The sequence below is a fragment of the Streptosporangium sp. DT93 genome (assembly GCF_049844535.1).
Taxonomy (GTDB): domain Bacteria; phylum Actinomycetota; class Actinomycetes; order Streptosporangiales; family Streptosporangiaceae; genus Streptosporangium.
In genome coordinates this window covers 14,603-37,929 of the sequence record NZ_JBNCLF010000015.1, presented here as the reverse complement: position 1 = coordinate 37,929, position 23,327 = coordinate 14,603, and the positions used below count along the sequence as shown (strand labels likewise).

At 72.5% G+C, this 23,327-nt stretch carries 22 protein-coding genes; 8 read left to right on the top strand and 14 right to left on the bottom strand.

The features are described from left to right. Positions 1 to 4: 4 nt before the first annotated feature. The 11 genes from ACLQ2R_RS27955 to ACLQ2R_RS27905 all read right to left on the bottom strand — a co-directional run bounded on the left by ACLQ2R_RS27955 (position 5) and on the right by ACLQ2R_RS27905 (position 10,917). A complete protein-coding gene (locus ACLQ2R_RS27955; protein ID WP_425963699.1) occupies positions 5 to 535 on the bottom strand; it encodes a hypothetical protein in 531 nt (176 codons plus the stop codon). 88 nt (positions 536 to 623) lie between these two features. Beyond that, positions 624 to 1,670, bottom strand: a complete 1,047-nt coding sequence (locus ACLQ2R_RS27950; protein ID WP_425963698.1) for a hypothetical protein — start codon at positions 1,668 to 1,670, stop codon at positions 624 to 626. 249 nt (positions 1,671 to 1,919) lie between these two features. After that, on the bottom strand, positions 1,920 to 2,729 hold the full coding sequence (locus ACLQ2R_RS27945) for a TIGR04222 domain-containing membrane protein (RefSeq protein ID WP_425963696.1): 810 nt from the start codon (positions 2,727 to 2,729) through the stop codon (positions 1,920 to 1,922). 186 nt (positions 2,730 to 2,915) lie between these two features. Next, complete coding sequence (locus ACLQ2R_RS27940; protein ID WP_425963695.1) at positions 2,916 to 3,425, bottom strand: hypothetical protein; 510 nt, start codon at positions 3,423 to 3,425, stop codon at positions 2,916 to 2,918. Beyond that, positions 3,415 to 4,230 (bottom strand): DUF692 domain-containing protein, encoded by an 816-nt coding sequence (locus ACLQ2R_RS27935; RefSeq protein ID WP_425963694.1) that lies wholly within the window; start codon positions 4,228 to 4,230, stop codon positions 3,415 to 3,417. The genes ACLQ2R_RS27940 and ACLQ2R_RS27935 overlap by 11 nt, the downstream gene beginning before the upstream one ends. Next, positions 4,223 to 5,200, bottom strand: a complete 978-nt coding sequence (locus tag ACLQ2R_RS27930) for a TIGR04222 domain-containing membrane protein (RefSeq protein ID WP_425963693.1) — start codon at positions 5,198 to 5,200, stop codon at positions 4,223 to 4,225. The genes ACLQ2R_RS27935 and ACLQ2R_RS27930 overlap by 8 nt, the downstream gene beginning before the upstream one ends. Positions 5,201 to 5,546: 346 nt before the next feature. After that, on the bottom strand, positions 5,547 to 7,343 hold the full coding sequence (locus ACLQ2R_RS27925) for a phosphoenolpyruvate carboxykinase (GTP) (protein ID WP_425963692.1): 1,797 nt from the start codon (positions 7,341 to 7,343) through the stop codon (positions 5,547 to 5,549). Between the two features lie 290 nt (positions 7,344 to 7,633). Further along, positions 7,634 to 8,161: a hypothetical protein gene (locus ACLQ2R_RS27920; RefSeq protein ID WP_425963690.1), complete on the bottom strand. Its 528-nt coding sequence runs from the start codon at positions 8,159 to 8,161 to the stop codon at positions 7,634 to 7,636. A 232-nt stretch (positions 8,162 to 8,393) separates the two neighbouring features. Next, positions 8,394 to 9,716 (bottom strand): C40 family peptidase, encoded by a 1,323-nt coding sequence (locus tag ACLQ2R_RS27915; RefSeq protein WP_425963688.1) that lies wholly within the window; start codon positions 9,714 to 9,716, stop codon positions 8,394 to 8,396. Between the two features lie 162 nt (positions 9,717 to 9,878). Next, on the bottom strand, positions 9,879 to 10,379 hold the full coding sequence (greA, locus tag ACLQ2R_RS27910; protein ID WP_425963687.1) for a transcription elongation factor GreA: 501 nt from the start codon (positions 10,377 to 10,379) through the stop codon (positions 9,879 to 9,881). A 109-nt stretch (positions 10,380 to 10,488) separates the two neighbouring features. After that, positions 10,489 to 10,917 (bottom strand): DUF4307 domain-containing protein, encoded by a 429-nt coding sequence (locus ACLQ2R_RS27905; RefSeq protein WP_425963685.1) that lies wholly within the window; start codon positions 10,915 to 10,917, stop codon positions 10,489 to 10,491. Between the two features lie 233 nt (positions 10,918 to 11,150). On the opposite strand from ACLQ2R_RS27905, the gene mca reads away from it, so the two are divergent. The 3 genes from mca to ACLQ2R_RS27890 are packed head-to-tail and all read left to right on the top strand — an operon-like array spanning position 11,151 to position 12,755. Beyond that, complete coding sequence (gene mca, locus ACLQ2R_RS27900) at positions 11,151 to 12,035, top strand: mycothiol conjugate amidase Mca (RefSeq protein WP_425963683.1); 885 nt, start codon at positions 11,151 to 11,153, stop codon at positions 12,033 to 12,035. A gap of 34 nt (positions 12,036 to 12,069) precedes the next feature. After that, positions 12,070 to 12,351, top strand: coding sequence for a hypothetical protein (locus ACLQ2R_RS27895; protein WP_425963682.1), 282 nt, complete (start codon positions 12,070 to 12,072; stop codon positions 12,349 to 12,351). Positions 12,352 to 12,389: 38 nt separating this feature from the next. Further along, positions 12,390 to 12,755 carry a GNAT family N-acetyltransferase gene (locus ACLQ2R_RS27890; RefSeq protein WP_425963681.1) on the top strand — a complete coding sequence of 122 codons (366 nt, stop codon included), beginning with the start codon at positions 12,390 to 12,392 and terminating at the stop codon, positions 12,753 to 12,755. A 100-nt stretch (positions 12,756 to 12,855) separates the two neighbouring features. Here the strand turns inward: ACLQ2R_RS27890 and ACLQ2R_RS27885 are convergent, their stop codons facing one another. Then, a complete protein-coding gene (locus tag ACLQ2R_RS27885) occupies positions 12,856 to 14,016 on the bottom strand; it encodes a hypothetical protein (protein WP_425963679.1) in 1,161 nt (386 codons plus the stop codon). A 137-nt stretch (positions 14,017 to 14,153) separates the two neighbouring features. Between ACLQ2R_RS27885 and ACLQ2R_RS27880 the strand changes: the two genes are divergently transcribed. From ACLQ2R_RS27880 to ACLQ2R_RS27865, 4 genes are all read left to right on the top strand, one after another. Then, on the top strand, positions 14,154 to 14,582 hold the full coding sequence (locus ACLQ2R_RS27880) for an STAS domain-containing protein (protein ID WP_425963678.1): 429 nt from the start codon (positions 14,154 to 14,156) through the stop codon (positions 14,580 to 14,582). Between the two features lie 364 nt (positions 14,583 to 14,946). Beyond that, the gene (locus ACLQ2R_RS27875) at positions 14,947 to 15,753 is read left to right on the top strand and encodes an alpha/beta fold hydrolase (RefSeq protein ID WP_425963677.1); all 807 of its coding nucleotides are present in this window, start codon (positions 14,947 to 14,949) and stop codon (positions 15,751 to 15,753) included. Then, positions 15,750 to 16,991: a PP2C family protein-serine/threonine phosphatase gene (locus ACLQ2R_RS27870; RefSeq protein ID WP_425963676.1), complete on the top strand. Its 1,242-nt coding sequence runs from the start codon at positions 15,750 to 15,752 to the stop codon at positions 16,989 to 16,991. Before ACLQ2R_RS27875 ends, ACLQ2R_RS27870 begins: the two co-directional genes overlap by 4 nt. 97 nt (positions 16,992 to 17,088) lie before the next feature. Further along, the gene (locus ACLQ2R_RS27865; RefSeq protein WP_425963675.1) at positions 17,089 to 19,236 is read left to right on the top strand and encodes a thioredoxin domain-containing protein; all 2,148 of its coding nucleotides are present in this window, start codon (positions 17,089 to 17,091) and stop codon (positions 19,234 to 19,236) included. Positions 19,237 to 19,345: 109 nt separating this feature from the next. Here the strand turns inward: ACLQ2R_RS27865 and ACLQ2R_RS27860 are convergent, their stop codons facing one another. Next, entirely contained in the window at positions 19,346 to 21,397 is a 2,052-nt protein-coding gene (locus ACLQ2R_RS27860) for a transglycosylase domain-containing protein (protein ID WP_425963674.1), read from the bottom strand. A gap of 216 nt (positions 21,398 to 21,613) precedes the next feature. Continuing rightward, a complete protein-coding gene (locus ACLQ2R_RS27855) occupies positions 21,614 to 22,093 on the bottom strand; it encodes an Lrp/AsnC family transcriptional regulator (RefSeq protein ID WP_425963673.1) in 480 nt (159 codons plus the stop codon). Between the two features lie 102 nt (positions 22,094 to 22,195). Here ACLQ2R_RS27855 and hppD point away from each other — a divergent pair, with 102 nt between their 5' ends. Then, positions 22,196 to 23,305, top strand: a complete 1,110-nt coding sequence (gene hppD, locus ACLQ2R_RS27850) for a 4-hydroxyphenylpyruvate dioxygenase (RefSeq protein WP_425963671.1) — start codon at positions 22,196 to 22,198, stop codon at positions 23,303 to 23,305. Positions 23,306 to 23,327: the final 22 nt, after the last annotated feature.

Here is a 23,327-nt window from a genome sequence, read left to right as displayed (position 1 = left end):
CCCTCTACAGGGTTCTGGCGGGCTTGCCCGGCTTGTACGGCCCCAGGTGCTCCTCGGCCTCGGCGACGAGCTCGGAGACGAACGCCGCCAGCTCGGCGGAGGTCAGCACCGCGCGCATGCCCGTCCCGCCACCGCCCCATGCCTCCACCAGCGCCCTGCGGGTGAGCCGCCACTCCCCGGCCGGACCGTGTCCCCCATGCCCCCCGGATCCCCCGGATCTCCCAGGTCCCCCGGGCTTCCCGCGTCCCGCGGGCATCCAGACCGGGATGGTCCGCACCTGGCAGCGGAGCTCTCCCCCGCCTACGACGCCGTTCCTGGCCCGGTAACGGAAGGCGAACAGTTCCGCGTCCCCGGGGAAGCGGTCGTCGGGGTCGGGCCAGCGCGCCTGATGCCCGGCGCGCGCCTCGTCCACCCCCCGCGCCAGGCGGCCGAGCAGCCAGCCGCACCGCTCGCCCACCGTCCCGTAGAGCGCGCCGTCACGGTGAAGCTCCAGCGTGATCTCGTACGGCGTGCCGAGACTGTCCCGGCACGCCACCGGCGTAACGGTCAGATACGAACCATCAAGACAACGCAGTCCCCCCACCTCAGAGAGGGTATCCCCGGCTCAGACCGTCAAAACGTGATCAACGCCACCCGTGTCCCCGCCAGCCGGGCGGCTGGTGCCACTCGGTCCAGCCGTGCCCCTGCCGCCCGTCCTCGGTCTCGTACCGGCACAGGGCACGCGGGAAGCGGGCGATCTCCCCGTCCGGCGACGTCATGGCGACCGGGGCGAAGGCGATCGGCACCGCCGTCATCGGCGTTCCCGGCACTTCCAGCCGCGTCAGGGCGGGAAGGTCGTCCGGGCCGAACTCGCTCGCCGAGACAAAGCCCTCGCGGTGCTCGATCTCCTCGCCCGGCGGGACCGTGAAGCACGGCCAGGACATCTCGAAGCCGAGGTTGGCCCGCATGCCGTGGAAGAACGTCCCGTCGTCCAGCCGCCCGGAGCTCCACAGCCAGGACGGCCCCCACCAGTCGCGCTCCCCCCAGCTGTGGTCGCGCTCGCCGTACCCGGAGAAGGCGATCTCCTCATCGCCGGTCCTGATCGTCCCCGCGACCTCGCAGGGGATCTCGTAGCGCGGGAGGAACCCGTAGGGGTAGACGCCGCCGACGGTCGTCCACTCCAGGTCGAACGCGAGCGAGGTCGTGACCGCGCCTCCCGCGACGGGGCCGCTCGTGCCGGTGCCTCCCGTGACGGTGCCGTCCGTGACAGGACCGCTCGTGACGGGACCGCTCGTGACGGTGCCGTCCGGGTACGCGTACGCCAGGGCGGGATCGTCCAGCACGGTCGCCGCCCCGGCGTCCAGGGTCAGCCGGAAGGAGCGCATGGGCCGCGTCACGTCGTGGGTCGCGGAGAACCCGGCGCCCCGCACCGCCAGATCGGGACCCGGGAGCGGGACGTGGTGGTCGGCCAGCAGCACCGTGGGCCGGTCGGGACCGACCAGGCACGCCCAGTACCAGGCGCGGTTCCAGTTCGGGTACAGGCCCAGCCGGACGTAGCCGGCGAGCGAGCCGTCGGCGGTCGCGAAGTCGAGGTAGAGCGACTCGCTCCACAGCGGCTCGACACCGGGCGGGTGCGTCCCCTCGTCCTCGGGCCGCAGCGGCCACGCCCCATGGTCGACGATCTTCACCACGGCCACTCCGATGCAGGCGCCCGATCAGGTACCGGCCCAACCTAACCGACCGCGCACCCGCCGCACAGGCCCGGTGAGGACCACCGCAACCACCTCGCGCGAGCGAACCGGAAGGACGCGGGACACGACCGGCGATCCACAACGATCTGCCCCGTCCTCATCCCCGTCCTGGTCCCGTTCCCGGCCCCGGGCAGTGGGCAGTGGGCAGTCGGGCGGTGGGCGCCGCCGAATGTCGGCTGGACGGTCTCCTCAGGAGCCCCCGCCACCCCCGCCGCCACCGCCGTCCCCGCCGCCGGAACCGGAGTCGGAGCCGGAGCCGTCCCAGCCGCCGCTCGCGGTGCCCGGCCCTCCCCATCCGAACCTGCCGGGAAGATGGAGGGACGTGGCCTCGGCGACCTCCGGACCTCCGCCACGAGCACCCCTGCGACGGGACGCCGGCTTCGGGGCGGTCAGCGCCAGGGCCTCCGGCAGCCTCCCGTCCTTCATACGGCCCAGGCCGTACAGGGCGACGTCGACGACGTCCGGCCCGGTTCGGCCGGCCCGTTCCCCGGCCCGGGGAGGCAGCACCCTGCTCTCGCGCCGCCGCAGGCGGTGGTGCGCCAGCGCGGCCTTGCCCGCGCGGCTGGGACGAACAGGATCGGCCCGGCCCGAACGCGGAGGGTCGATCAGCCCCAGCTCGCGCAGCCACACGACCTGGGCGGCGACGACCTGTCCCGAGGCCACCCGCTCCCTGATCCTCCAGGCCGGCACGCCACCGCTCCTCCCCTTGAGCATGGCGAGGATCTCCTCCTGCACCGGATGGTCCACCCGCTTCGCCTGGCCGGACACCCGGGCGATGTTCCCGTCACGCCGCGGATGGAACCCCTGGGTGAGGACGAGCCAGGCCAGCCCGGTGTCGGCGACGCGCTCCGGCCCGCCCGCCAGCAGTGCCAGGTCGTACGGATTCAGCTCCGGGCCCTCGTAGACCCGGGAGGAGTGCATGGCCAGGCGCATCGCGACCAGCCCGGCCACCGCCAGCAGCAGGACCCCCGTGACAACGATGATCTGAACGGTGAACATGACGACCTCCGGAACGACTCCGCCGCGTGAGGTTCTCCCCCGCACATCACGACGAACGGCGAAGGGCCCGGGTTTCCGCGCATCGGTTCCGGTCCCGGCCTACCCGGAAAACGACAGGCCGGAACCCGGCGGGCCCGCAGGTCACCGCGCCCGCGCGCCGGCGATCCCCGTCGCCCGGACGCGGGATCAGGAGCCGCCGTACCGGCGGCGGGTGAGGATGGACCGGAGACGGGAGGCCGCCCTCGGCCTTCCGGCGGCGGACTCCCGGACGACGGACTCCCCGCCGGATGGCTCCCTCCCCGAGGACTCCGCGCCGGGGGACTCCGGCAGCCGTCCCGAGGCCCGGAGATGGGCGGCGAAGTCGTGCGCGTCGGCGTGGGAGCCGCCCCGCGGCTTGGGGCGGCCCCGCGCGTAGGCGTGGAACTCCGCGCCGAAGGTGTCGCCGAGCGACGCGACCAGGTCGGGACGGAGCCTGGCCACCGTCCTGCGCCGCTTGGCGATGAGGCTGGTCTCCTGGACCCGCAGCCGTTCCCGGTCGAACCCCGGCGGCGTCGGCCCACCGGCCACCAGGGCCGCTACCAGGGCCGCCTGCGCCCCGGCCAGCTCGTCCCTGGCGGCGTTCCCCGCACCGCCCCCGGGCGCGGGCAGGCCCCGGGACGAGGACCCTTCGCCGCGCGAAGGCGCGTCATCGGACACGGGTCATCGCCCCGCGGATCCGCTCCAGCTCCCCCTCCAGCGCGCCGTCACTGGGGTAGTCGTCGTCCCATTCGAGCAGCACGCCGGGCGGATCGACCCGCGCGCACAGCTCCGTGAGGATGCCCAGCACGTCGTCGGGGACGTGGGCGGTGTGGGTGTCGTGCCAGAGCCCGTCGCGGGAGTGCCCGCCCGCGACGTGCACGTAGGCCAGCTCGGCGAGCGGCAGGCCGTCCAGCGCGGCGGTGGCCGGCAGGCCGAGGTTGACCTGGTTGGTGTAGAGGTTCGCCACGTCGACCAGCAGCCCGACGCCGGTCATCTCCACCAGCTCGCCGAGGAACGCCGCCTCGGTCATCTCGTCCTCGGGCCAGCCGAACAGCGCCGCGACGTTCTCCAGCGCCAGCGGGACCGGGAGCGCGTCCTGCGCGCGCCGGACGTTCTCGGCGACGACGGAGAGCGCCCGGCGGGTGCGCGGGACCGGGAGCAGGTGCCCGGCCTCCACGCCGCCCGCCCGTACGAAGGCCAGGTGCTCGCTGACCAGCGGCGCCTCCAGTGCCCGCGCGCAGTCCGCCAGGTGGGCCAGCCGGCGCGGGTCGGGGGGTTCCGCGCCGCCGACGCCCAGGCCGACGCCGTGCGGGATCACCGGCGTCCCGCGTGCCCGTAGCACCCGCAGCGACTCGGGCAGCCGGGCCGGGTCGATGTTCTCGGCGACCACCTCGACGAAGTCGATCCCCGGCAACCGTTCCACGGTCAGGTCGATCTCGTGCCGCCACCCGATGCCCACTCCCAGCGCCGCGTGCTCAGCCACCGCCGCAACCGCCGCCTCCACAACCACCGCCACCGCCGCAGCTGGAGCCGCCGGACGAGCCGCCCGAGTCACCGGAGGAACCGCCGGAGTCGCCCCAGCCGCCGGAGCCGAAGTCGCCGCCCCCGCCGAAGGAGCCGTCCCCGGAGCCGGAACCGCCGCCGCAGGCGCCCGTGGCGCAACCGCTCGTCGCGCCGCCCGGGTCGGGGCGCTGCAGTTCCTCCTGCAGGCCCGGCTCGTTGAGTTCGCCCAGCCCGTACAGGGCCACCGGGACGCCGATGGCGAAGGCCAGGTCGCCCGTGACGGGCCGGGTGCCCCGCACGTGGGTCCGGTAGGCCGTCGTCAGCACGTCGCGTCCGCTGCGGCTCAGCGTGTCGCGCAGCGCCCGCTTCTGCCGCGCGTGGGAGGACAGGCCGCCGATCGTCGCGAGCAGGCCGATCAGCACGGCGGGGATGCTCTGGCCGGGTCCGGCGACGAGGCAGCCCACCGTGAAGACGGCCGCGGCGACGGAGGCGATCAGGAGCCGCTTCAGCAGGATCCGCGCGTGGTCGAGCGCGCTGTCGGGGACGAGCAGGCCCAGGCCGAGCAGCCGGTAGCGCAGGCTCTCCATGCCCTTCCCCTCGGACACCGCGCGGCGCAGGTCGCCCAAGGGGGCCGTGCCACCGCGCAGGTGGAGCGCCTCCATGACGGCGTGCTCGATCGGGTCGGGGGAGGGCGGGGCGCCGGCGACCAGGCTCACCAGGCCGCCGCGCGAGACCCGGATCGGCCCGGCCTTGGCCAGCAGGCCGAGCGCGGTGTTGACCACCCGTCGCGGCCCGCCGGACAGGTAGGCGAGCTCGTACGGGGTGGGCGGCCCCGCACCGTTACCCGCCATGACCGAGCGGACCCGGCGCTGTTCACGGCGGAGTGCGGAGGCCGTCAGGATGACGACCAGGGCGATGGCGACGGCGACGACGAACAGCAAGGACCACATGTCCGCCTCCTCGGGGGAAGGGGGGCGCTGGGGTGACGTCCCGGATATACAGGTAGACGCGCACAGCCTGGCAGAAGTTGCGCCGTCCCTCGACGGCGGGCCGGTGATACGTCGCTCACCAGGGCGAGGACATCCGCCACCGCCCTTCCCGCCCGTCCCGCCCCGCCTCTCGCTCCCGGCCCGTCACACCGGCCGGACCTCCGGTCCACCGGGTCGCCCGCCGGCGTTCCCGGCGTTCCCGGCGGCTCCGGCGCCGGCGGTGTCCCCCGATGCGCCCGCCGCCCGCGCCCGGCCCGCGGGAACGCGGGACGGACGCGGGCGGCGGGCCCGATCGGGGGCGGCGGCGTCAGCCGAGACGGGCGACGAGCGCCTCGTACTCCTCCCACAGCTCCCGGGGCATGTGGTCGCCGAAGGTCTCGAAGAAGGCGGGGATGAGCGCGGCCTCCTGCCTCCAGACCTCCTCGTCGACGCTGAGCAGCATCCGCATGTTCTCTGCGGAGACGTCCAGCCCCTCGGTGTCGAGCTCGGCGGGGAGCAGGCCGATGGGGGTGCTCACCGCCTCCGCCCGGCCGTTGAGGCGGTCGACGATCCACTTGAGCACACGGGTGTTCTCGCCGAAGCCGGGCCAGACGAACCTGCCCTCGTCGTCCTTGCGGAACCAGTTCACGTAGTAGACGCGCGGCAGCTCGGCGTTCTCCCGGCGGCCCATCCTGAGCCAGTGCGCGAAGTAGTCGCCCATGTTGTAGCCGCAGAAGGGCAGCATCGCGAACGGGTCGCGGCGCAGCTCGCCCACCCTGCCCTCGGCGGCGGCGGTCTTCTCCGAGGCGATCCCCGCGCCGACGAAGACGCCGTGCTGCCAGCTCAGCGCCTCCGTCACCAGCGGGACCGCGCTGGCCCGGCGCCCGCCGAACAGGATCGCGGAGATCGGCACGCCCGCCGGGTCCTGCCACTCGGGCGCGATCGTCGGGCACTGCGCCGCGGGGACCGTGAAGCGGGCGTTGGGGTGCGCGGCGGGCTCGCCGGAGTCCGGCGTCCAGTCGCGGCCACGCCAGTCGGTCAGGTGCGCCGGGGGCTCGTCGGTGAGGCCCTCCCACCACACGTCGCCGTCGTCGGTGAGGGCGACGTTGGTGAAGATGCTGTTGCCCCACAGCGTCCTGATCGCGTTGGCGTTGGTGGACTCGCCGGTGCCGGGAGCGACGCCGAAGAACCCCGCCTCGGGGTTGATGGCCCGCAGCCGTCCCCGGTCGTCGAAGCGCATCCAGGCGATGTCGTCGCCGATGGTCTCGACCTTCCACCCGGGCAGGGTCGGCTGGAGCATGGCCAGGTTGGTCTTGCCGCAGGCGCTGGGGAACGCGGCGGCGATGTAGCGCGTCTCCCCCGACGGCGGGGTGAGCTTGAGGATGAGCATGTGCTCGGCCAGCCAGCCCTCGTCACGGGCCATCGTGCTGGCGATCCGCAGCGCGTAGCACTTCTTGCCGAGCAGGGCGTTGCCGCCGTAGCCCGAGCCGTAGGACCAGATCTCCCTGGTCTCGGGGAAGTGGCTGATGTACTTGGTGGAGCTGCACGGCCAGGGCACGTCGGGCTGCCCGGGCTCCAGCGGGGCGCCGACCGAGTGGACGGCCTTGACGTAGCCGCCGCGCTCCTCGATGAGGCGCAGCGCGTCCTCCCCCATCCGGGTCATGATCCGCATCGAGACGACCACGTACGGCGAGTCGGTGATCTCCACGCCGAGCTGGGAGATCTCCCCGCCCAGGGGGCCCATGCAGAACGGCACCACGTACATGGTCCGGCCGCGCATGCTGCCCTTGAAGATCTCGCCGAAGGTCCGGCGCATCTCGGCCGGGGCGATCCAGTTGTTGGTCGGCCCGGCGTCCTCCTCGCGCTCGGAGCAGATGTAGGTGCGGTCCTCGACCCGGGCGACGTCGCCGGGGTCGGAGGCGGCGTAGAAGCTGTTCTGCCGCCTGGCCAGGCGTTTGAAGGTGCCCTGCTCCACGAGCAGGTTGGTGAGGCGGGTCCATTCGGCCTCGGAGCCGTCGCACCACTCGATCCTGTCCGGCTGTGTCAGTTCGGCGATCTCCCTGACCCATCCGGCCAGCTCGGCATGGCTGGTCGGGGCGGCGGTCACATCTACGGTAACGGACACTACGTGGGCTCCTTTGCACTTCTCGCGGCCAGGGCATCATTGACGACACACCCGCGTTCGATCCAATTGGCATAGACCATTGAATTCACGCGGCGGGACGCCCCTGGACTCTCCTCGATCATCACCGGCATGGCGTGACCTGGCAGGAGTCGCCCGGTTTCGAAGGCCTTACCCAGAAGAAGTGCGACTAAAAAAAGCCCTCCCGGCAGTGGTATAGGCCAATGAGAAAGGTCTAAACCAATGGGCCGGAAGGTTCAGACCAATTTCTCGGCCATTTCCGCTGACCAGGGTCAGGAATTCGCGCCGGGCCCGGCCGAGCGGACGCGGTCGACGTGACGGAGCGCGTCCCTCAGATCGGCCAGCCAGGTGTCGGTGTGGTCGCCCACCAGCCGGACGCACCAGGCGAGCGCCTCGCTGCGGCTGCGCGCCACCCCGGCCGCGACGAGGGTGTCGAGGACCCGGCGCTCGGACTGCCTGAGCCTGGTCATGACCGGCACCGAGAGTGTGGTGAACATCACTGTCCTGTCACCCACGACGACGCCCCAGGAGATCTTCCTGCGGAAGCGGCGCTCGGCCTCAAGGGCGATCTCCATCCGCCGCTCCCTGGTCTCCTCGCGAAAGCGCAGGACACCGCCCTCCATGGCCGCGGCGCGCTCGGCCTCGGAGACGCCCTCGCCGAGCGCGGGAGGGTGGAGCCTGCCGATCACCGTGATCTCCTCGCGGTCCGCGACGACCTTCGGATCGCCCTCGAACCACCCCTCGGGCAGCCTCCCCGAGAACCAGCCGCGCACCTTCTCGACCGTTTCGTTATTTTCCATGTAATTCAGATTACATCGCAAAGGCCGACCGGACCAGTACCGAACGCGACGGGAACGCGACGGTCGGTCGAAGGACGCGGGGCCGGTGAACGGCGGCCCCGGGCGAGGTTCCGGCGAACGCGGGCAGTCTGCGGTGGACGCGGCCGGCGACCGGCGGACGCGACGGGGTTTCCGTGGACGCGGCGGGCGTTTCAGCGGACGCGGGCGGCGACCGGCGGACGCGGGCGGTGGTTCAGCGGACGCGGGCGGCGACCTGGGGACTGATCCGTACGACCCCGGCGAAGTTGCGGGTGGTGACCGGGACGAGCTTGACCACGTCCCCCGTCCTGGGCGCGTGCAGCATCTTCCCCCCGCCCCAGTAGATCGCCACGTGCGAGACGTAGCCGGGGTTGGTGGGGTCGTGCCGCCAGAACAGCAGGTCGCCGGGCTGGGCCTGGGCCAGCGGGATCTGCGGCCCCGAGACGAACTGCTGGTGCGTCACCCGGGGGACCTTGATGCCCGCCTGGGCGTAGGCCCACTGGACGAGTCCCGAGCAGTCGAAGCTGTCGGGCCCCTCGGCCCCCCACACGTACGGGCGGCCGACCTTTCCCGCGGCGGCGGTCAGCGCGGTGGTGAGCTGCGGGGTGGTCATGAACGACCCCGCCGCCCAGTTCGTGGTGCGGCGCGGCGCCGTCAGCACCGGGTTGATCACGGCGACCTGCCCGCCGGAGGGCAGGACCTCCAGCAGTGCGCGGCGCAGCTTCACGGAGTCCGCCCCGGGGGCGCTCACCACCAGCGCGTTGTCGCGCGGGATGCCCAGCGCCCGGGCGGTCTGGCGGGAGACCACCGCGTCGATGGCGCCCATGCCCATGGTGGCGTAGGCGCCGACGCGCAGGCTGCGCCCGGCGGTGGTGAAGGTCTTGCCCAGCGGCATGCCCCCGTCGCTGCCCAGGACGAAGGAGACGGCGACCTCACCGCCCGAGACGTTCCGCCAGAGCCGGTCCGAGCGCGCGGTCGGCCTGGGGGTGTACGCCCGGAACGTCGAGGGGTTCACCCCGAGCGTCTGCACCCGCTTGCCGTCCAGGACCACCTCGGCGGCGTCGGCGCGCTCCACGGCGCGTACCCCGGCCAGGCGGTTGACCTTGGCGATCGTCCTGGCGCTGAGCGGGCGGGGCGCGACGACGAACAGGTGCGGCCGGCGCATCGAGGTGAGCGGCGCCACCGGGGCCGGCGCGGAGGGCGGCGCCGACGAGGACGCCGAGGGAACGGGGGACGCGGTGGGAACGGCCGTCCCGTCCGGGACGGGCTCGGCCGCCGCGGCGGGCGCGGTGGCCACGGACCTGCGCGCCGCCGCCGTCCCGGGGTCGCTCTCCGGCATCTGGGTGAGGATCGCCAGGCCGGCGGCCGGGACGCTGACGGTCAGGACGGCGAGGACCGACAGGAGCCGTCGCAGGCGCAGGGCGCGGTGGTGACGGTGGTACGGGTGCGAGGGGGCGAGACCGAGACGGGGACGGTAGGCGAGATCCTCACGGGCCTCGCGGATCAGATCGGTGACACGTGGCCGCCGATAGAACACGACATATCCCCTTCCCCGATGACCCAGCCCTACGAGGGTGCCTCACCGCGCGCCCCGATGCACGCGAACCCCGCAAAAAGACGATAAAGAGAACATCCCCGGACACGACGATCCACCGGGACGGGCGTCCCGGCGGATCCGTGGAACGACGGACGCGGCGGATCAGTTGCCGATGTACGGCACCGCCTCAAGGATCTCCACCGTGTTGGAACGGCCGTTCGGCATCGTGTAGGACGCCTTCTCACCGATCTTCTTGCCGTTGATCGCCGCGCCGAGGGGCGACTTGGGCGAGTAGACGTCGATCGGGGCTCCGCTCTCCTCCCGGGAGGCCAGCAGGAAGGCCACCTCCTCCTCGTCACCCTCGAAACGGACGGTGACCGTCATGCCGGGACCGACCACGCCCTCGGTGCGGGGCGCCTCACCGACCCTGGCGCTGTCCAGGATCTGGTGGAGATGGAAGATGCGGGCCTCCATCTTGCCCTGCTCGTCCTTGGCGGCGTGGTAGCCGCCGTTCTCCTTCAGGTCTCCCTCTTCGCGGGCGGCCTCGATCTTCTTGGCGATGTCGACGCGCCCGGGCCCCGAGAGGTGCTCGTACTCAGCCTTCAGGCGGTCGTACGCCTCCTGAGTGAGCCAGGTGACGCTCTCGTTGTGGGAGTCGGCCACGGGTTCTCCTTGCTTCCTCTAGGGGGCATGGTGCTTCGGGGGGACTTCGGTCGGGCGAATCTCGAAAGGCTAACAACTCAAGCCCCCGACCGCCTCCCCAAATGTCTCACTATACGAGATAGCAGTACTGGACATCGACCGAAGTGGCCTGGGCACTGGTCTCTAGCCGTTCGGTAAGCCGGACATGCTCCTCACCAGGGGGGATAGCGACCTCCTTGTTGCCCACCTCGGCATGGTCGACGTCGGTGGCGCGGAGCCGGCAGCGCGCCGAACGATCCGACGGCTTGTACGCCTCGAAGGTGATCCGCACCGAATCGCCGCGGCTGATGTCGAACGTGATGACCTGCTCGTAGACCTCCGTGTTCCCCTTGGCGGCCCACATCACGTACCCCCACCCCCCGGCGCAGACCGCGCAGAGGACGGCGATCACCACGTGCACGACCAGGCGCCCCCGGCGCTCCGGGCGGTCGGGGAAGTCGCCCGGGTGGCCGAGGACGGGACCGTCCTTGCGGCCCTTCTCGGCTTCGCTGGTGGCCATGACGGAATCTCCCTGCACTACCTCGGTGTTATCCGAGACGATTGTCCCCCGCGAGGGTGCCGCTCTCGCGACCGCCCAGAAGAAACTAACCTTTCCTCGGAGTGACGTACGCCGAGGGCACGCGGGACGAGGTGCCGGAGCGGCACGGGAGGACGGCCGCAGCGGCCGTCCGGCCCGCGCGGCGGCCGGGGGACTCGAACAGCGTGACCGACACAGAGGAGACACCGAGCCCCGTGAGTGCACCGCTCAGGCTGATGGCCGTTCACGCGCATCCCGACGACGAGTCGAGCAAGGGCGCCGCCACCATGGCGCGCTACGTGGCCGAGGGCGTGGACGTGCTGGTCTGTACGCTCACCGGAGGCGAGCGCGGGTCGATCCTGAACCCCAAGATGGACCGCCCCGAGATCCTGGAGAACATCGCCGAGGTCCGGCGGCTGGAGATGGAGCGCGCCCGCGAGATCCTCGGCGTGCGGCAGCGCTTCATGGGGTTCGTCGACTCCGGCCTGCCCGAGGACGAGAACGAGGCCCTGCCCGAGGGCTGCTTCGCCGTGCAGCCGATCGAGGTCGCCTCGCAGAGCCTGGTGGCGGCCGTCCGGGAGTTCAGGCCGCACGTGATCCTCACCTACGACGACGACGGCGGCTACCCGCACCCCGACCACATCATGACCAACCGCGTCTCGGTCGAGGCGTTCGAGGCGGCCGGCGACCCCGACCGCTACCCCGGCACCGGCGAGCCCTGGCAGCCCCTGAAGCTCTACTACCACATGGGTTTCACCAAGGACCGCTTCGAGGCGCTGCACGAGGCGATGAACGCCCGGGGCATCGGCTCCCCGTACGCCGACTGGATCGCCCGCTGGGAGGACCGGCCGCAGAAGTGGCCGGTGACCACCCGCGTGCCCTGCGGCGAATTCTTCGAGGCCCGCGACGAGGCGCTGCTCGCGCACGCCACCCAGGTGGACCCGGACGGTTTCTGGTTCGTCTGCCCGCGCGACCTCCAGCGGGAGATCTGGCCGACCGAGGACTTCCACCTGGCCCGCTCGCTCGTGGACGTCGAGCTTCCCGAGAACGACCTGTTCACCGGCATCCACGCGGACACGGTCTCCTCGGCCTGCCACTGACGGGACCGCGAGGGGGCGGTGGCAGACTTGAGGGGTGATTGCATTCGACACCGCCCCCGCCGCGGGTGACGTCAGCCCCGGTCTGCTGGGCTTCCTCGTCGTGGCGGGCCTGGGGTTCGCCCTCTACCTGCTCGTCAAGTCCATGAGGAAGAGGATCTCCAAGATCGAGGTCCCCTCGGAGGCGGAGCTGAGGCGGCAGCGGAACGAGGCGAGGGCGTCGGCGCCGTCGGGATCGTCGGAGCCGGTGACACCCGTGGTGCCTCCCGCGACGCCTGCCACGCCCACGACGCCCACGACGCCGCCCAACGCCCCCTGACACCGGCTCCGGCCGGGCCGACACCTTCGAGGACGAGCATGGCCGACGACACCGCGGGCGGGACAGGCCCCACCGGGGCAGGAACGGGCGGCGACTCCGTCGCCGTCTCCGACAATTCCGGAGCCTCCCGCTTCGAGATCACGGTGGGCGGCGTGACCGCCGGGTTCGCCGTGTACCGGCTGCGGGCCGGGAAGATCATATTCACCCACACCGAGATCCTCCCCGAGTTCGAGGGCAGGGGCCTGGGTGGCCGGCTGGCCTCGGCGGCCCTCGACGCGAGCCGGGCCTCCGGCCGCGCGGTCGTGCCGCTGTGCCCCTTCTTCGCCGGCTACATCCGGCGCCACCCCGCCTACCGCGACCTGGTGCCGGAGAGCTACGCGGACCTCCTCGACGAGGAGACCTGAGCCGTCTCCCGGCAGGACCCGGACCCACGCCGGGACCGGAGCCGCCGCCCGGCGTACGGGCCGCGGAGCCGCCCGGCGGCGGGCCGTCCCGGGCGTCCCGTCAGTCGCCCAGGGCGTCCGTCGAGGACCAGGCGCGCTCCAGCGCCCTGGGCAGGCCCCAGTGGCCCAGCGGGGTGAGCACCTCGGTCCGGTCGACGATCCCCAGGCAGGCCCAGAGCGGGGTGACCGAGCTGAAGAGCGTCTCGGCCGCGTCCAGGTCCTCCGGCTCGTCCATGTCCACGTCGATGTCGTCCGACTCGGCGATGAGGCGGGCGATCCGTTCCGGCGAGGCCAGCACCCCGGGGCCGCGCCTGGCCAGGGCGGCGACCACGGCCAGCCAGTCGGCGTGGTGGATCGCGCAGAGCGCGGCCAGCACCGCGTCCTCCGGGCCCAGCTCCCCCTCCAGGTCGGAGAAGACCTCCACCCGGTCGTTCTCCTCGGGCAGGTCGGAGATCGGCCCCGCGATGCCCGCCGTGACGGTCATCCACAGCTCCTCGTCGTCCTCGGGCAGCGGCTCCTCCTCGTACCCCGCGCAGGCCCGCAGCACGTTGCCCGGATAGCCGGGCCTGCCGAGCATCTCGCGCAACCGGGTCGCGGCGACCCGCAGGTCCCCGGACGGCCGCCGGGGGGCGGGCAGCTCGGCCAGGATGCGGCGCAGCTCCCCCAGGGCGAACGCCTCCTCCTCGTCCCAGGCGGCGAAGAGCTCCTCGTCCTGCTCGTCGGAGACGGCCGCGCCGGGGACCCGCCCGTCGGGCAGGGGGCCGGTGAGCCAGCGTTCCTGCAGGTCCGCGTACTCCTCCCTGGCCCGCTCGTCGCCCCGGGCGAGCGCGTCCGGGTCGATCTCGCCCTCGGCGACCCTCTCCTCCAGGTGGGCGACCAGCCTGCGGAACATCTCCTCGCCGACCGGCCCGCGCTCGTCCTCCTCCGGCCACACGAAGAAACTCCGGGTGAGCAGGAGCGGCTCGGTGCCGGTGGACTCCATCCAGCGCTGCACGTCCCCCACGGTGGCGCCGCCGGACTCGATCGCGCCGAGCGTGGCCTTCGCCGAGTCCCAGAAGGGGGCGGAGAGCGGGTTGCCCGCCGCGAGCAGCGCCCTCCTCAGATCGGGCAGCGCCACCAGCGCCACCCCGGACGGTACGGCGAGCAGTGCGCGGGCGACGTCACGCCGGGTCAGCCCGGAGGCCGCTCTTCCGGCGTGCGTGCAGACGAAGTCGAGATCCACGCCCAGTGAGCCTACGCCCGAAGCGCCCCGAGCACACCATCCGCGGGGCCGTCGCGCCCGTCCGGGGGTTGACGCGACGTCCGTCCGATCTGGTTGCACAATGGAGGACGGGACCCGCGAGAAGGACACAGGAGAACATGGCCACGCACCCCTCAGACGAGCTGGCCTTCACCGTCGATCTGGGCGAACCGGGCAGCCATGCCGTGGTGCACGTCCGCGGTGAACTGGACTGGAACAGTGCCCCGACCCTCACCACCATGGTCGAGCACCTGTGGGACTTCCTCCAGGGCGGCTGCCTGACGCTGAACCTGGAGCCGATGACGTTCTGCGACTCCATGGGGCTCGGCACCCTCATCGAGATCTCCAAGGGCTGCCGGGAGCGGCGGGTACGCCTCGTGCTGGCCGCCCCGCCGCCGTCGCTGCTCCGCACCCTGACGATCACGGGCCTGACAGCGGTGTTCGAGCTCCGCGACACCCTGCGGGAGGCGCTGGAGGACCTGCGCGAGCGGCAGGAGCACCGCTCCGGCACCGGCACCGACGGCGGCCAGGTCGCCGCCTTCGGCTGACCCCCGGCAGGGCCTCCCACGCCCCGGCAGGGCCTCTCCCACCCTGGCAGGACCTCCCGTGCCCCCGGCCGGGCCGCTCCCACTCCTGGCAGGACCCCATGCCCCCGGCCGGGCCTTCGCCGCCGTCACCGTCACCGTCACCGGCGCCGGAGGCGAACGGCGTCCTTCAAGCTTTCCCCATGACCGGGGCACGTTCCGCATGCCCGCCCTCCGCGCGGGCCGATCGAGAAGCACCCCGGACGTCCGCCGGGCCGGGGCATCCGCCTCGCGGATCACCCGGGAACGGCGGCGGGCCGGTCCGGAAACGGCCGGGAGAGCCGGTGCGGCCTCCAGAGATCCCCATAAAAGATGAAATGATGTACGAATGCGCGCGAGCGAACGGAACAATGTCATCGTGACCGGCCGCGAGGACGGAACCCCGGTGATACTCGCGCACGGCTTCGGCTGCGACCAGAACCTCTGGCGCCTGGTGGTGCCCGCGCTGGCCGAGCGGTTCCGCGTGGTGCTCTTCGACCACGTGGGGGCGGGCCGGTCGGACATGTCGGCCTGGTGCCCGGAGCGGTACGCGACGCTGGACGGCTACGCCGGCGACGTCCTGGAGATCTGCCGGGAGCTGGGCCTGGACCGGCCGGTGTTCGTGGGCCACTCGGTCAGCTCCATGATCGGCGTGCTGGCGGCGATCCAGGAGCCGGACCGCTTCGGCAAGCTGGTCCTGCTCACCCCCTCACCGTGCTACATCGACGACGAGGACGGCTACCGGGGCGGGTTCAGCGCGGCCGACATCGAGGAGCTGCTGGAGTCGCTGGACAGCAACTACCTGGGCTGGTCCGCGGCGACGGCTCCGATGATCATGGGGAATCCGGACCGCCCCGAGCTGGCCGAGGAGCTGACCAACAGCTTCTGCCGTACCGACCCGCAGATCGCGCGCGTCTTCGCGCGGACGACGTTCCTGTCCGACAACCGGACCGACCTGGCCAAGGTCACCGTGCCGACGCTGGTGATCGACTGCGCCAGCGACGTCATCGCCCCTCCGGAGGTGGGCGCGTTCGTGCACGCCCAGATCTCCGGCAGCCGGCTGGTCACCCTGGACACCGTCGGCCACTGCCCGCAGCTCAGCGCCCCGCAGATCACCGCGGAGGCGATCACCTCCTTCGTGGCCGGTACCGGGTGACGGCGGACCGCGGGCCCGTCCCCCGCCAGGGCGGCGCCCCCGACCTCTCCCAGGCCACGCTGTTCGGCGGGTTGCTCGAGGACAGCCCCGAGGACCTGTACGAGCACGCGCCCTGCGGCTACCTGTCCACCCTGATGGACGGCCAGATCGTCAAGATCAACAAGACCCTGCTGGGCTGGCTCGGCCACACCCGCGAGCAGCTCGTGGGACGGCGCCGCTTCAGCGACCTGCTCACCGTCGGCGGCAGGCTCTACCACGAGACCCACTTCGCACCCCTGCTGCGCATGCAGGGCGAGCTGGGCGGGGTGGCCCTGGAGATGCGGACCGCCGAGGGCGCCCGGCTGCCCGTCATGGTCACCTCGGTCCTGAAGACCGACGACGAGGGCCGGCCGCTGCTGATCCGCACCACCGTCTTCGACGCCCGCGACCGCCGCGCCTACGAACGCGAACTGCTCCGCGCCCGCCAGGAGGCCGAACGCGACCGCGAGCGGCTGAAGCGCCTGGTGGCCACCCTGCAGTGCAGCCTGCTGCCCCCGGTCCTGCCGCGGGTGCCGGGGATGGAGATCGCCGCGCACTACCACACCGCCTCCCCCGACCAGGTGGGCGGCGACTTCTACGACGTGTTCCCGCTCGGCGACGGCCGGTGGGGGATCTTCCTGGGCGACGTGTGCGGCAAGGGGGCCGGGGCCGCGGCGCTGACCTCGCTGACCCGCTACACGCTGCGCGCCGCCGCCGCCCACGACCCCGACCCCATCAAGGTGCTGCGGACCCTCAACACCGTGCTGCGCCAGGAGTACACCGACGACGACATGCGCTTCTGCACGGTCATCTTCGGCCTGGTCGTCCCGGACGGCGACGGCTTCTCGGTCACCCTGGCCAGCGGCGGCCACCCCCCGGCGCTGCTGCTGGGCGTCGGCGGCGGTGCCCGGTACCTGGAGACCCCCGACGGCCTGCTCATCGGCGTCCTGGCCGAGGCGCGGTTCGGCGCCGTGGAGACGCGGCTGCGGCCCGGCGACACCCTGATGCTCTACACCGACGGGCTGACCGAGGCCCGTACCAGCGGCGGCCGGTACGGCGACGAGGCGCTGCTCGCCTTCGCGGGTGGCCTGGCGCCCGCGGCCCCTGCCGCGATCGTGGCCGCGACCGCCGAGCTGCTCGGCACCTTCGGCGACGGCCTGGACGACGACACCGCCCTGCTGGCGCTGGGCGTCCCGGCCCCGCCCCGCGACCAGGTGTGAGCCGGACCGTCGGGGTAGACGTGGGGGAGGACCGTGAGGCGCGGGGGCCGCGCACCCCGCCAGGAGAGCGTACGCACCGCGTACACGGAGGCACTCGATGAACCGCTTGAAGGACGCGACCAGTCCCTACCTGCTGCAGCACGCCGACAATCCCGTGGAGTGGTTTCCCTGGGGGGACGAGGCCTTCGCCGAGGCGCGGCGCCGGGACGTGCCGCTGCTGATCAGTGTCGGCTACAGCGCGTGCCACTGGTGTCATGTGATGGCCCACGAGTCGTTCGAGGACGAGGGCACGGCCGCGCTGATGAACGAGCACTTCGTCAACGTGAAGGTCGACCGCGAGGAACGCCCGGACGTGGACGCGGTCTACATGTCCGCCACCCAGGCCATGAACGGCCACGGAGGGTGGCCGATGACGGTCTTCGCCACCCCGCAGGGCCACCCGTTCTACACCGGGACCTACTTCCCGCGGCAGCAGTTCCAGCGCCTGCTCACCGGGGTGTCCAACGCCTGGAACGGTGACCGCGCCGCGGTGCTGGACCAGGGCTCGAAGATCGTGGAGGCGCTGAACGAGCGCTCGGCGCTGCCGTCCGGGCCGCTGCCCACCCCGGACACGCTCGCGCGGGCCGTACGCGGCCTGGCCGGTTCCTTCGACGCCGAGCGGGGCGGCTTCGGCGGGGCGCCCAAGTTCCCGCCGTCGATGGCGCTGGAGTTCCTGCTGCGCCACGCCGCGGCGCAGGCCCTCGGCACGGCCGGGCAGGCGCCCCGGGAGACGGTCCGGGACGACGCGGCACAGGACGGCCCGGCTCAGAACGACGCGGGACAGGGCGGCGCGGGACAGGGCGGCGCGGGACAGGGCGGCGCGGGACAGGGCGGCGCGGGGCAGGGCGGCGAGGAGGCGGGGGCGACCGGGGAGGCCGCCGCGGCCATGGCCGTCCGCACGCTGGAGGCCATGGCCAGGGGCGGGATCTACGACCAGCTCGCCGGGGGGTTCGCCCGCTACAGCGTGGACGCCGACTGGGTGGTGCCGCACTTCGAGAAGATGCTCTACGACAACGCCCTGCTCCTGCGGGTGTACGCGCACTGGTGGCGCTCGACCGGCTCGGTGCTGGGCAGGCGGGTCGCGCTGGAGACCGCCGACTGGCTGATGGCCGAGATGCGCACCCCCGAGGGGGGCTTCGCCTCCGCGCTGGACGCCGACAGCGAGGGCGTGGAGGGCAAGTTCTACGCCTGGACGCCCGAGGAGCTGCGCGAGGTCCTCGGCGAGGAGGACGGCGACTGGGCGATCGGCCTGTTCGAGGTGACCGGGACGTTCGAGCACGGCACCTCGGTGCTCCAGCTTCTGGAGGACCCCGACGACCCCGAGCGGTTCGCCCGGGTGCGCTCGGCGCTGCTTCGGGCGCGGGCCCGCCGGGTGCGGCCCGGACGCGACGACAAGGTGGTGGCCGCCTGGAACGGCCTGGCCGTCGCCGCCCTCGCCGAGGCCGGCGCCCTGTTCGAGCGGCCCGACCTCGTCGAGGCGGCCCGGCGGGCGGCCACACTGGTCGACGAGCTCCACCTGGACGGCGACCGGCTGCTGCGCACCTCCCGGGACGGCCGGGCGGGCGCCAACGCGGGTGTCCTGGAGGACTACGCCGACCTGGCCGAGGGCCTGCTCGCCCTGTACGGGGTGACCGGCGAGGTCCGCTGGTTCCGGCGGGCCGGGACGCTGCTGGACGCGATCCTGGAGCGCTTCTCCGACGGCGCCGGCGGGTTCTACGACACCGCCGAGGACGCCGAGAGCCTCTTCCAGCGCCCGCAGGACCCCACCGACAACGCCACCCCGTCGGGCCAGTTCGCCGCGGCCGGGGCCCTGCTGTCGTACGCGGCGCTGACCGGCTCGGCCCGGCACCGGGAGGCGGCCGAGGCGGCCCTGGGCACGGTGACCGTCCTGGCCGACCGGCACGCGCGGTTCGCCGGCTGGGGTCTGGCGGCGGCCCAGGCGGCGGTGTCCGGCCCGGTCGAGGTCGCGGTCGTGGGCCCGGCGGGCGACCCCGCGACGGCACTCCTGCACCGCACCGCGCTGCTCTCCCCCGTGCCCGGCCTGGTCGTGGCGCTCGGCGAGCCCGGCTCCGGCGAGGTCCCGCTGCTGGAGGGCCGGGGAACGGTGGGGGGCGAGCCCGCGGCCTACGTGTGCCGGGGCTTCACCTGCCGGATGCCCGTCACGACCCGGGCCGCCCTGCTGGCCGAGCTGGCGGGCGGAGCCTGACACCGCGCCTTCCGGGACCGGCCGTCCCGGGGAGGACACCGAACGGCGGTCCCGGATCGGCCGCCCCGGGGTTCCGGACCGCGGGACCGGTCCGGGACCGGCCGTCCCGCTAGGGGGTGCCGAGCCTGCGGCCCAGGCCGTCCAGCCCGAAGTCGTCGGGACCGCCGTTCCGGTCCCAGCCGCCGTCCTGCTCGTTCCAGCCGCCCGCGGGCTCGTCGCCCGGCCCCTGACCCGGCCCCCGGCCCTGCCCCTGACCGGGGGCGTCGCCGACGTCGGGCCCCTGGCCGGGGCTCGGGGCCTCCTGCTCGGGAGCCGGGGAACCGGGCTCGGAGCCGCCGTCCTGGCCGGTCGCCGGGGGCGGGGGGGAGGCTCCCTGACCTGTGCCGGAGCCGTAGTCGCCGTACGGGCTGGAGTAGCCGTAGCCCGACGGCTCCCTGAACTCCTTGACCGGCTTGCCCTTCATCGCCTCGGTCATGAAGACGCGCCAGATCTGCGCGGGGTAGGAGCCGCCGTACAGGGCGCTGCCGTTCACCGTCACGGGCTTGTTGTCGTCGCGGAACATGTCGACGGCCACCGCGAGCTGCGGGGTGAACCCCGCGAACCACACGGCCGCCGACGCGTCGGTGGTGCCGGTCTTGCCCGCCACGGGACGGTCGGCCAGGCGGGCGCCCGAACCGGTCCCGGCCTCGACGACCTGCCGGAGCGCGTAGGTGGCGTCGACGGCGGCCTGCTCGCCGAACGCGCGCCTGCCCTTGGTGGAGCTCCTGACGGTCCGTCCTTCCGCGTCGGTGATCGAGCGGATCACGTGGGCTTCCCGGTGGACGCCCTCGGCGGCGAAGGCGGCGAACCCCGCGGCGTTCTGCACCGCGCTCACCGAGGCCACGCCGAGCGGGAGCGTGGCGGCGCCCCGGTGCGGGGCGAGCTGCTCGGCGGGGATCCCCGCGTTCTGGGCGACCTTGACGACCTTGTCCAGGCCGACCCGCTGGGCGAGGTCGACGAACGCGGTGTTCACCGAGCTCTGCGTCGCCCTGACCAGGTTGACCTGGCCGTAGGAGTAGCCCCCCGAGTTGGGGATGTCGGCGGAGGCGACCCGCAGCGGCGAGTTGCCGTTCACCCGCGTCTCCAGGCCGAAGCCGTTGTCGAGCGCGGCGGCCAGCGTGTACGCCTTGAAGGTCGACCCGGCCTGCACCTTGGCCGAGAAGGAGTTGTCGAACTTGTTGGCGGCGTAGTTCCGGCCGCCGTAGAAGGCGGTGACCTCGCCGGTCGCGGGATCGACGGCGGCCAGGCCGGTGCGGACCTTGCGGGGGGTGCCGTCGGGCAGCACCGAGGTGACGGCGCGCTCGGCGGCGGCCATCAGGGTCTTGTCGAAGGTCGAGACGATCTTCAATCCGCCCTGGTTGATCACCTCGTCGGTGTATCCCCTGCTCTTGAGCTCGGCCGTCACCTGGTCGAGCATGTAGCCCTCCTGCCCCTTGGGGTCGAAGATCGCCCGAGGTCTGGCCAGGGCGGGGAAGGTCGCCTCGGCGGCCTGCTCGGAGGTGATCGCCCCGATGGAGGCCATCGCGTCGATCACCGACCTCCAGCGCTCCCTGGCCGCGTACAGGTCGGCGCCCTCGGGGTCGGCGAACCTGGACGGCTGCTGGATCACCGCGGCGAGGTAGGCGCTCTCGGCCAGGGTCAGCCTGCTCAGGTCCTTGCGGAAGTAGGCGCCGGCCGCGGCGTGCACCCCGTCGGCGCCCCGGCCGAAGTAGATGGTGTTGAGGTACTGCTCCAGCACCCAGTCCTTGGACTTGGAGCGGTCCACCTTCAGGGAGATCATGACCTCCTTGAGCTTCCTGACGATGGAACGTTCCTGGCTGAGGCCGCTGTAGTAGTTGCGGACCATCTGCTGGGTGATGGTGGAGCCGCCCTGGAGCTGCTGGCCGGTGACCGTGGACCACATCGCCCGGAAGGTGCCCTTGAGGGAGACGCCCTGGTCCTCGTAGAAGGAGCGGTTCTCCGCGGCGATGACCGCGTTGCGCAGGGTCTGCGGCATCCTGTCGAGGGTGACGCTCCTGCGGTTGACGCCCTGGCGGGCCAGCACGGTCCTGCCGTCGCGGTAGTAGATCACCGAGCCCTGCGCGGTCGCCTTGGGCTGCGTGCTGTCCGGGATGGGGGTCATCGCCCAGACCACCCCGAGCAGCCCCACCGCCGAGAGAACGGCAACGCCGAACAGGACGAGTGTGACCTTCAGGACCCTTCTCCTGGAAACGCTCGTCCAACCCTTAACCACGCGTGACCCCCCGATAGGACCCTTCGCAGACCCCCTGCGACCTGCAAGAACCGCTAAGGGTAAACGATGGATAACGGTGTCTGGCCCCTGCTTGGCATGGTACGGCTAGCCCCTGCCCCTGCGGGGGACATCGGCCACCAAAGGCAGAACACGGTATGGCACGGGAGTGTCCAAGGCGATCACCGAGGACGCCCTCACCACGCCGTGGACGTCCACGATCCGGTCGATCACCCGCTGCAGGTCGGCGTTGCTGCGCGCCACCACGCGGCAGTGCATGTCGTCGCCGCCGGTGATGGTGTGCACCTCCAGCACCTCGGGGATGGCCGCGAGCTGGTCGGAGACCGGGTCGTGGCCGCTGACCTGGCGGATCTGCAGGGTCACGAACGCGGTCACGTCGTAGCCGAGCGCCGCCGGGGCGACGTCCGGCCCGTACCCGGTGATCACCCCGCGGGCCGACATCCGGTCCAGCCGGGCCTGGACGGTCCCCCGGGCCACCCCCAGCCTCCGCGAGCACTCCAGCACGCCGAGCCGGGGCTCGGCCGCGAGCAGGGCGATGAGCCGGGCGTCGAGTTCGTCGATCGTCATTATGTACAGATGCTCCGCAAGGACCGGCGGGTAACCGGACAGGTTGTACAGGATTTCAAGTCACTCTTGCACAGACAGCCCAGTAAAACAGACAGTATGGGCATGAACGACATCTTCCCCGTGAACGGCATGGATGCCGTGGTCTTCGCCGTGGGCAACGCCAAGCAGGCGGCCCACTACTACTCCAGCGCGTTCGGCATGCGCCTCGTGGCCTACCGCGGCCCCGAGAACGGCAGCCGCGACGAGGTGGCCTACGTGCTCACCTCGGGTTCGGCGCGGTTCGAGTTCCGGGGCGCGGTGCGCCCGGGTACCGGCGTCTCCCGGCACGTGGCCGAGCACGGCGACGGTGTGATCGACCTCGCCATCGACGTCCCCGACGTGGAGCGGGCCTACGCGCACGCGCTCGCCCAGGGCGCCAGGGGCCTGGCGGAGCCGTACGTGATGGAGGACGAGTACGGCAAGGTCGTGGTCGCGGCGATCGCCACCTACGGCGAGACCCGGCACTCGCTGATCGACAGGTCCAACTACAGCGGCCCCTACCTGCCCGGCTTCGTGGCCGCCGAGCCCCTGGTGGCGCCCCCCGCCGTCCGCAACGGCCGGCTGTTCCAGGCGGTCGACCACTGCGTCGGCAACGTGGAGCTCGGCAGGATGGACGAGTGGGTGGAGTTCTACCGGCACGTCATGGGCTTCACCAACATGGCGGAGTTCGTCGGCGACGACATCGCCACCGAGTACTCGGCGCTGATGTCGAAGGTCGTCGCGGACGGCACCCGCAAGGTCAAGTTCCCGCTCAACGAGCCGGCCGTCTCCAAGAAGAGGTCGCAGATCGACGAGTACCTGGAGTTCTACGGCGGCCCCGGCGTGCAGCACATCGCGCTGGCCACCAACGACATCCTGACCACCGTCGACCACATGCGCGCGGCCGGCGTCGCCTTCCTGGACACGCCCGCCTCCTACTACGACGACCCCGAGCTGCGCGCCCGCATCGGCGAGGTCCGCGCGCCGATCGAGGAGCTCAAGAAGCGCGGCATCCTGGTCGACCGCGACGAGGACGGCTACCTGCTGCAGATCTTCACCAAGCCGGTCCAGGACCGCCCGACCGTGTTCTTCGAGCTGATCGAGCGGCACGGCTCCCTCGGCTTCGGCAAGGGCAACTTCAAGGCGCTCTTCGAGGCCATCGAGCGCGAGCAGGACCTGCGCGGCAACCTCTAGCCGCACCCGCCGTCCCCGCTTC

Bases quoted from the DNA above. Each gene is read 5' to 3' on its own strand.
- ACLQ2R_RS27890 (WP_425963681.1), top strand. From the start codon at position 12,390: ATGGCCGACGACACCGCGGGCGGGACAGGCCCCACCGGGGCAGGAACG.
- ACLQ2R_RS27865 (WP_425963675.1), top strand. From the start codon at position 17,089: ATGAACCGCTTGAAGGACGCGACCAGTCCCTACCTGCTGCAGCACGCC.
- ACLQ2R_RS27875 (WP_425963677.1), top strand. From the start codon at position 14,947: ATGCGCGCGAGCGAACGGAACAATGTCATCGTGACCGGCCGCGAGGAC.
- ACLQ2R_RS27930 (WP_425963693.1), bottom strand. From the start codon at position 5,200: ATGTGGTCCTTGCTGTTCGTCGTCGCCGTCGCCATCGCCCTGGTCGTC.
- ACLQ2R_RS27920 (WP_425963690.1), bottom strand. From the start codon at position 8,161: ATGGAAAATAACGAAACGGTCGAGAAGGTGCGCGGCTGGTTCTCGGGG.
- hppD (WP_425963671.1), top strand. From the start codon at position 22,196: ATGAACGACATCTTCCCCGTGAACGGCATGGATGCCGTGGTCTTCGCC.
- ACLQ2R_RS27880 (WP_425963678.1), top strand. From the start codon at position 14,154: ATGGCCACGCACCCCTCAGACGAGCTGGCCTTCACCGTCGATCTGGGC.
- ACLQ2R_RS27855 (WP_425963673.1), bottom strand. From the start codon at position 22,093: ATGACGATCGACGAACTCGACGCCCGGCTCATCGCCCTGCTCGCGGCC.
- ACLQ2R_RS27860 (WP_425963674.1), bottom strand. From the start codon at position 21,397: ATGACCCCCATCCCGGACAGCACGCAGCCCAAGGCGACCGCGCAGGGC.
- ACLQ2R_RS27945 (WP_425963696.1), bottom strand. From the start codon at position 2,729: ATGTTCACCGTTCAGATCATCGTTGTCACGGGGGTCCTGCTGCTGGCG.
- ACLQ2R_RS27905 (WP_425963685.1), bottom strand. From the start codon at position 10,917: ATGGCCACCAGCGAAGCCGAGAAGGGCCGCAAGGACGGTCCCGTCCTC.